We start from the raw sequence: 6,982 nt of genomic DNA, 5'->3' as shown, positions 1-6,982 counted from the left end.
CAAAGGAAAGAGAGCATTTTGCCGAAAGGGTGATCAATGACGCTATCATCCAAGTCAACGACATCGCCTTCTTGTAGTGCAGTCTCGGAATCTTGTTGCAATCGAGCAACGCGCTTATGACCAAACAAGGCCCAATTGAACTTACTCGTTAGAAATCTACTTAACGTATGTTGAGCAAGATTCCATTGCTGGAGTAAAGGTTGAAGTAAAGCGTCCCTACTCGCAAGCTTTGACATTTGAAGAACGGATGTACACTGAGCAATGAGACCGACCATGTATAAGAAGGCGACAATCCAAGTGGGCGTTCCACGAACCTTAAAGATACCGGACTGCGTCAAGAGAAAACTGAAGTCAAAACGATCCCATAATTTACGCAAAATCGGTGCACCAGCGCATTCTCCTTGATCCAAATTACGAAATCTCGGCTTCTCAAGTGTATTCATTTCAAGTTCACCCTGAATTTTTAAGGTATACCTGGTTTAAAGGTATTCCTTGCAATTATTGGGGGCGCTTTGAAATGTCAAGTGTTTTCGACAAATTCCCGAAATACTTTTGGGTTTGAAAACTTACAGTCTTTTACTTCAAGTGCATAACTCATGTCAATGGTATGATATAGGAAATTTATTACAAAGAGGTGATTACTTATGCTAATAGTCTTAACGTATGGCGTTTACATCTTACTCGGCTTTTTCGGTTTGAAACTCATTTTTTTGGATATTCCTTTGCATACATCTTCATATTGGAGAGGCGTGCTTTATGGTGCAGGAGGTATAGGTACACTTTTAGGTGTCTCTTACTTATACACCAATTACTTTGTATTTGCACTAATCGGAACAGTTATCGCTGTGGTTGTTGCATTTTTCGTAAAATGTTGTTAATCCTATTTTCTTTTTCGGTCATCGACATTTTTTTGTCATTACGAATCTCAGCGATTTTATCTTTGTTCTTTTTTGTTTTGCGGTTCTTCATCAATTGAGAGTAAGCCGCATTTCGATCTGGACTATTCAAATAAACTTGCGTCTGCTTCTCACTTAACGGACGGCGTTCATTATTATAATATTCCTGACCTGCTTTTGTGGCTGGAGAACCAAATAATAAAGCCCGTGTTACTTCGCTTGGCCTTTTCTCTATTCCAAATTTCAATTCGGGGTTTTCCATTTTAAAACCAGTAGTCAAAACTGTGTCTTTGAACGATCCACCACGTATAATGGAATCCGCGCCGCCAATTGATTTCTTTAACTGATTTCCACCAAACGGAAGAATCATCTTGAACAATGGGTCTTGAATGCCTTTTGTTAGCAACAATCCTTCTCCAAACCGAGTAGGGTCTTTGTCACCAAAAAACTTTTTACGTGTAGGCAATTCTACGCCATATAGGTTTGTGCCATATTCAGGATACATGGCTGCTAGGTTTTGACCAAGTGGAATGTTGGAAATGACCTCTCCTGCTAATCGACCTCCACGTTGTAATACACTTGCATCTTCCATAGTGGCAGAATCCAACAATGCATCAATTGGATCGAACACTACACCGCTTCCCATTGTTTTCTCGAATGCTTGGTTTAGTATCCAATTAGAACAATCGAGTGCTCAACATGCCAGCGAACAAAAAAACAAAGCCGCCCGTCGGCGGCTTTCCATTCCAATCCACTCAAAACAGCAGCTGCTGCCCGACCTCCGCCTCGGCCGCAATCTTGCCGAGAAACGAGCGGCGGTGCATCGGACTCGGTCCGAACGCAAGCAGCTTGTCCCTGTGCAGCTTTGTTGCGTAGCCTTTATGTATGGCGATTCCGTACTCCGGATACAGCCGGTCCCACTCTTCCGCGCACAACCGATCGCGGGTAACCTTGGCAACGATGGAAGCCGCAGCGATCGACTGGCTTCTCGCATCGCCGTGAATGACGGCGAGTTGCGGAATATTCAGCTCGATCTTCTCGGCATCGACGAGCAAATAATCGGGCTGCAACCCCAAGCCCGCCGCCGCTATGCGCATCGCCAGCCGCGAAGCCTGTTTGATGTTGATGCGGTCGATCTCCGCCGAGTCGACGCGCGCCACGGACCAAGCGACCGCCTTGGCGATAATCATCTCATAGCACCGCTCGCGCTTCTTCTCGGTCAGCTTCTTCGAATCGTCCACGCCTTCCAGCACCAGGCCCGGCGGAAGTATGACCGCAGCCGCGACCACATCGCCGAAAAGGCAGCCGCGCCCGACCTCATCCACGCCTGCGATCGCACCGTAGCCTTGCGACCACAAGGAGCGTTCGAAAGCCAGCAGGTCGCCGAGCTCAGCCCCGGAGGCAATCGGCGCCTTGCCGCGACGACCCGCTGTTTTCCCGGCCGCCTTCGTTTTGCCGCCATGCCTCGCCACTGGCCCCGTCGCCGGCCCCGCAGCCGGCTCTGTCTTGCCGCCGCGCCCGTCCGTATTTTCCGCGTTCGTTTTCCCCATGCTGTCACCTCCCCGCACAAGCAGTCCCTAACACGCTTCTCCGGCCGAACCTCCAACCCGTCAGTCGTCCGCCCGGCCGCTGTTCCGGCTCACCGGCTCCGGCTCCTCCAGCGTGATACGCCCCAGCTTGCCGGCGCGGAGCTCGCGCAGAATGATGCCCGACGTCTTCTCCAGATCAACCCTCGCGCCGCTGACGAGACAGCCGCGCTTGCGGCCGATCTCCTCCATAACGCGTACGATTTCGTCGGCGTCGTCAATGTCGGCAGGTGGCGCCCCTTCGAGCCCGAAGCGCTCCTTCATCACTTCCCAGTATCGGCCAACCAACGCCTTCACCGCAAAAAACGCGATATCCTCGATGTTCAATATCTGTTCCTTGATCGCTCCGGTCATGGCAAGCTTATAACCGACGAGCTGATCCTCGAATTTCGGCCATAAAATACCCGGCGTATCCAGCAGCTCCATCTCGGTGCCCACCTTGATCCATTGCTGCCCTTTCGTCACGCCCGGACGGTCGCCGGTCGCGGCGATATTGCGGCCCGCAAGCCGGTTGATCAGCGTCGATTTGCCCACGTTGGGAATGCCTACGATCAGCGCGCGCACCGCACGGGGATTTATCCCTTTGGCGATCATCCGCTCCCATTTCTCCGACACGAGCGCCTTGGCCTTTTCCGGAATTTCGCCCACGCGCGTACCGGTCGACGAGTCCACCGCCACACATGAATGTCCCTGATCCGCAAAATAAGCCATCCACCGCTCGGTCGCCTTCGGATCGGCCAGATCTGACTTGTTCAGCACGATAAGCCTCGGTTTTCCCCGTAAAATGTCATCGACCATCGGGTTGCGGCTGGCCTGCGGAACGCGGGCGTCGAGCAGCTCGATGGCGATGTCGATAAGCTTTAATTTTTCTTCGATTTGTCTTCGGGCTCGGGTCATATGACCCGGAAACCATTGTATCGTCATGCCTGCACCTCAATTTTCTACGTTCACCCGACGAAAGCCTTCATCATTTCTCGTCCGCAGGCACCGTCGCCGGATGCTTCACCAGGCTGATTTTGTCCATCGGCCAGAAAATGACGTCCGCCCGCCCGATGATCCGGTCATACGGCATGAACCCGATAATCCGGCTGTCCTTGCTGTTGCTGCGGTTGTCGCCGAATGCGAGAATCATGCCTTCCGGCACGGTATCCTCCGTAACGAAACCGTTCGGGAAGTTCTCTCCCCTCTGGTTGTACAGCTGACCTTGTTTGCGGGCATTCGCGATTGCTTCCTTAATGTAAGGTTCCTCCATACGCACGCCGTTTATGTAGAGATCGTCGCCCTCGAGCCTGATTTTGTCGCCGGGCACGCCGATCACCCGTTTAATGAAGTCCCGTTTCTCCTCCGCCACGTAAAACACGACGACTTCCCCGCGCTTCGGCGCGCGGATGTCATACAAAATCTTGTTCACGATCAGACGCTCGCCGGTCTCAAAATTAGGCTGCATGGACGGGCCGTCCACGATAAATGGCGCAAAAAGAAACCAACGGATCACAAACACGAGAATCCCCGCAATCGCGAGCGCTTTAATCCACTCGACGATTTCCTTATAGAATTTGTTTCCGCCGCCGTTTCCGTCTCCTCGCCGAGCTTCGCTTGCCGACATTTCTCCGGCCTGTACGCGTTCAGCGCTTGATCGGGCTTCCTGATTCGCCGGCTCCCGGTCGGACTGATTCGATTGCGATTGGTCCATTTCCCATGCCTTCCTCCCGCCGTCTCTATTTCCATATTATCTGTCATTCAATCGGATTCCATCACACCACAACGCATTATACGAAAAACGAAAAGGGACTTGTTTGCGCAAGCCCCCTTGGTCGTTTCTCTTAACGGATCTCTTTAATTCTCGCTGCCTTACCGCGCAGGTTGCGCAGGTAGTACAGTTTCGCGCGGCGAACTTTACCGCGGCGAGCCACTTCGATTTTCTCGAGCTTCGGAGAATTCACCGGGAACGTTCTTTCTACGCCGACTCCGTAGGAAATCTTGCGTACCGTAAACGTCTCGCTGATTCCGCCGCCGCGACGCTTGATCACGACGCCCTCGAACAGCTGGATACGCTCGCGCGAACCCTCGATGACTTTAACGTGTACCTTCAGCGTGTCGCCGGGACGAAAGCTCGGGATGTCTTGACGAAGTTGTTCTCTCGCAATCGTTTGTAACAGATTCATATTGTTCACTCCTTCCACAACAGGCGTTCATATAAGACTCACCGGCTTCCCTCGGAAACCGGGTCATGGCCCATAGCGGACCGCCCGACTATACAGACAACATCTGAAATTTTATCATATCCGACTGCAAAAGACAACTTCTATTTATTTCTGTTTACTTCCTGCATCAATAGTTCCCCTTCCTATGAGAAAACTTTCACCATAGACTGGGACTATTGAACCGGGACGGCGTGAAAATTGTCAGTTATCATGAAAATATCCAGGAAACGAAAGGAGTTTTTTCAACATGCTTAAACACCATCATTTCCGTCGGACCTTGCTCGGTATGCTCGCTTTCCTTCTATTCGGTACAGCCGCCGTTCATTCCCCGTCTGCGGCGGAAGCCGCAGCGGCATCTTTCTCGGATACGCGCAGCCATTGGGCGTCCTCCGTGATGGAATGGGCGATCGGCCAACGAATCGCGACCGGCTATGCCGACGGATCGTTCAAGCCGAACCGCACGGTAGGCGAGCAGGATTTCCTCGTAATGCTCATGCGCGCCTACCCCGAGCTTGCGCTGCGGCAGCAAGCCGCGAACGAGCCTTGGTACAAGCCCGCTTACGATAAAGCGGCCGAATTGAATTGGCCGATCGGCAAAACCGCATTCAACCGCGGCGACGCGGCGGCGCTGCTGGCAGCGGCCAACGGACAAAGCTTAAGCGTAACCGGAGCCGTTCGCTGGATGCTCGGCGCAGGCCTGACGGTCGGCAAAACGTCCCCCACGGTAGACGGCTTTAAATCCGGCGATAACATGTCGCGGGCCGAGGCGTTGACGTTCATTTATAACTTTAAAAAGAACAAGCCCGCCTTGAATGTCGCGCCGGTGCCCGCCATCCCGGCTCCGCAGCCTGCGGGTCTGACGCTGAACGGGATTTCGCTCGGCGCCGACGAAAGCGCCGTAACGCAAGCGCTCGGATCGCCCGATCGCAAAGATCCATCGGCAAACGGGGCGCAATGGTACGTCTATAACTCGAATTATGCGAAGTTCGCCATGATTGCCGTACGCAACGGCAAAGTTGTCGGCCTGTATTCCAACGCAAAGGCTTGGAAAGCGGCGTCGGGCGTCCAGCTCGGTCTCGCGGCCGATAAGGCGCTGTCCCTGCTGAAGCCCGCCTCGGGTGAGGGGGTCGTCGACCGCCGCGACGATTATATGGAGTTCAGCGAGGGCGACGCCACGTACCGCCTGTTTGTCGACAAGCTCGACGGCGCCAAGCTTTCCGGCCTAATGGTCACGACAGGCGGCTTCGATTATAAGGCGGCAGCGAGCGGACCGGAGGCAAGCCAAGCGCTTGAGCGGCAAATATTCGATCTGACGAATGCCGAACGCGTGCGGCTAGGCCGCACGACGTTTACATGGGATGAAGCGGCGGCCGAAACGGGACGCGAGCACAGTCAGGATATGGCCGCCAACAATTATTTCGCCCATGTTAACAAGAAAGGCGAGAGTCCCTTCGATCGTATGGAGCGGCACGGGATCGTCTACCGCTCCGCGGCGGAAAATATTGCGGCCGGCTACCCCGATGCGTTCCGCGTGCACGCCGGGTGGATGAACTCCGCCGGCCATCGCGCGAACCTGATGAACGGCCAGTTGGAGCGTCTTGGAGTCGGCGTCTATGCCGGCGGGTCCTACGGGCTTTATTATACCCAAAATTTCTATACCGGTTTTTAAGCCCGCTCCGGCATAAAGAGCTTTGTCCGCGTTCGGACAAAGCTCTTTTCACATTTCCGGTTTATGATCGTCCTCGTCCATGCGCTGACGTTCGATCCATGCCCGTTCCTTAGCCGTCAGATCCGCCTTCTCAAGCAAATCCGGCCGCCGCTGCAAGGTGCGGAGCAGCGACTGCTCGCGGCGCCACGCCTCGACCCGTCCGTGGTGGCCGGAGGTTAACACCTCGGGCACTTCCCAGCCTCGAAAAGAAGCCGGCCGCGTGTAATGCGGATACTCGAGCAGTCCCGTGCTGAACGAATCGGTCACTGCGGACAGCTCGTTGCCGAGCACGCCCGGCAGCAGCCTGACCACTGCGTCGACCACGACCATGGCGGGAAGCTCTCCGCCAGTCAGCACATAATCACCGATCGACAGCTCGTCTGTGACGAGATGCTCGCGAATGCGCTCGTCGTAGCCCTCGTAATGGCCGCAAACGAATATAAGATGCTTTTCGCGCGCGAGCTCCTCTGCCTTTTTCTGCGTAAACGGCTCACCCTGCGGACACATCAGCACGATTCGCGGCCGCGGCCCCGCGGGCGGTGTCAAATCCTCCACGGCGGCGAACATCGGCTCGGGCTTCAGCACCAT

At 54.3% G+C, this 6,982-nt stretch carries 8 protein-coding genes; 1 reads left to right on the top strand and 7 read right to left on the bottom strand.

The genetic code is table 11. The features are described 5' to 3' along the window. From BG52_RS10480 to rplS, 6 genes are all read right to left on the bottom strand, one after another. Positions 1-443: hypothetical protein (locus BG52_RS10480; protein WP_036667218.1), on the bottom strand; the 443-nt coding region annotated here is incomplete at its 3' end. A gap of 394 nt (positions 444-837) precedes the next feature. Next, positions 838-1,527: a hypothetical protein gene (locus BG52_RS10475; protein ID WP_036583923.1), complete on the bottom strand. Its 690-nt coding sequence runs from the start codon at positions 1,525-1,527 to the stop codon at positions 838-840. A 124-nt stretch (positions 1,528-1,651) separates the two neighbouring features. Then, positions 1,652-2,368: a ribonuclease HII gene (locus BG52_RS10470; RefSeq protein ID WP_223298986.1), complete on the bottom strand. Its 717-nt coding sequence runs from the start codon at positions 2,366-2,368 to the stop codon at positions 1,652-1,654. A 138-nt stretch (positions 2,369-2,506) separates the two neighbouring features. After that, positions 2,507-3,406 (bottom strand): ribosome biogenesis GTPase YlqF, encoded by a 900-nt coding sequence (ylqF, locus tag BG52_RS10465; RefSeq protein ID WP_036583920.1) that lies wholly within the window; start codon positions 3,404-3,406, stop codon positions 2,507-2,509. Positions 3,407-3,449: 43 nt separating this feature from the next. Further along, the gene (lepB, locus tag BG52_RS10460; protein WP_144340791.1) at positions 3,450-4,088 is read right to left on the bottom strand and encodes a signal peptidase I; all 639 of its coding nucleotides are present in this window, start codon (positions 4,086-4,088) and stop codon (positions 3,450-3,452) included. A gap of 217 nt (positions 4,089-4,305) precedes the next feature. Further along, the gene (gene rplS / locus BG52_RS10455) at positions 4,306-4,647 is read right to left on the bottom strand and encodes a 50S ribosomal protein L19 (RefSeq protein WP_036583915.1); all 342 of its coding nucleotides are present in this window, start codon (positions 4,645-4,647) and stop codon (positions 4,306-4,308) included. Positions 4,648-4,933: 286 nt separating this feature from the next. Here rplS and BG52_RS10450 point away from each other — a divergent pair, with 286 nt between their 5' ends. Beyond that, entirely contained in the window at positions 4,934-6,355 is a 1,422-nt protein-coding gene (locus BG52_RS10450) for a CAP domain-containing protein (RefSeq protein WP_051588023.1), read from the top strand. 48 nt (positions 6,356-6,403) lie between these two features. On the opposite strand, the gene trmD is transcribed toward BG52_RS10450, so the two are convergent. Then, positions 6,404-6,982, bottom strand: a 579-nt coding sequence (gene trmD / locus BG52_RS10445; RefSeq protein ID WP_081793765.1) for a tRNA (guanosine(37)-N1)-methyltransferase TrmD, incomplete at its 5' end; no start/stop codon positions are given.

Origin of the sequence: Paenibacillus darwinianus, assembly GCF_000598065.1 — a bacterium.
In the GTDB taxonomy this organism is placed as follows: Bacteria; Bacillota; Bacilli; order Paenibacillales; family Paenibacillaceae; genus Paenibacillus_I; species Paenibacillus_I darwinianus.
Note: the sequence above shows the minus strand (reverse complement) of the source record. Positions and strands in the feature narration are given on the sequence as shown.

Bases quoted from the DNA above. Each gene is read 5' to 3' on its own strand.
- ylqF (WP_036583920.1), bottom strand. From the start codon at position 3,406: ATGACGATACAATGGTTTCCGGGTCATATGACCCGAGCCCGAAGACAA.
- rplS (WP_036583915.1), bottom strand. From the start codon at position 4,647: ATGAATCTGTTACAAACGATTGCGAGAGAACAACTTCGTCAAGACATC.
- lepB (WP_144340791.1), bottom strand. From the start codon at position 4,088: ATGTCGGCAAGCGAAGCTCGGCGAGGAGACGGAAACGGCGGCGGAAAC.
- BG52_RS10450 (WP_051588023.1), top strand. From the start codon at position 4,934: ATGCTTAAACACCATCATTTCCGTCGGACCTTGCTCGGTATGCTCGCT.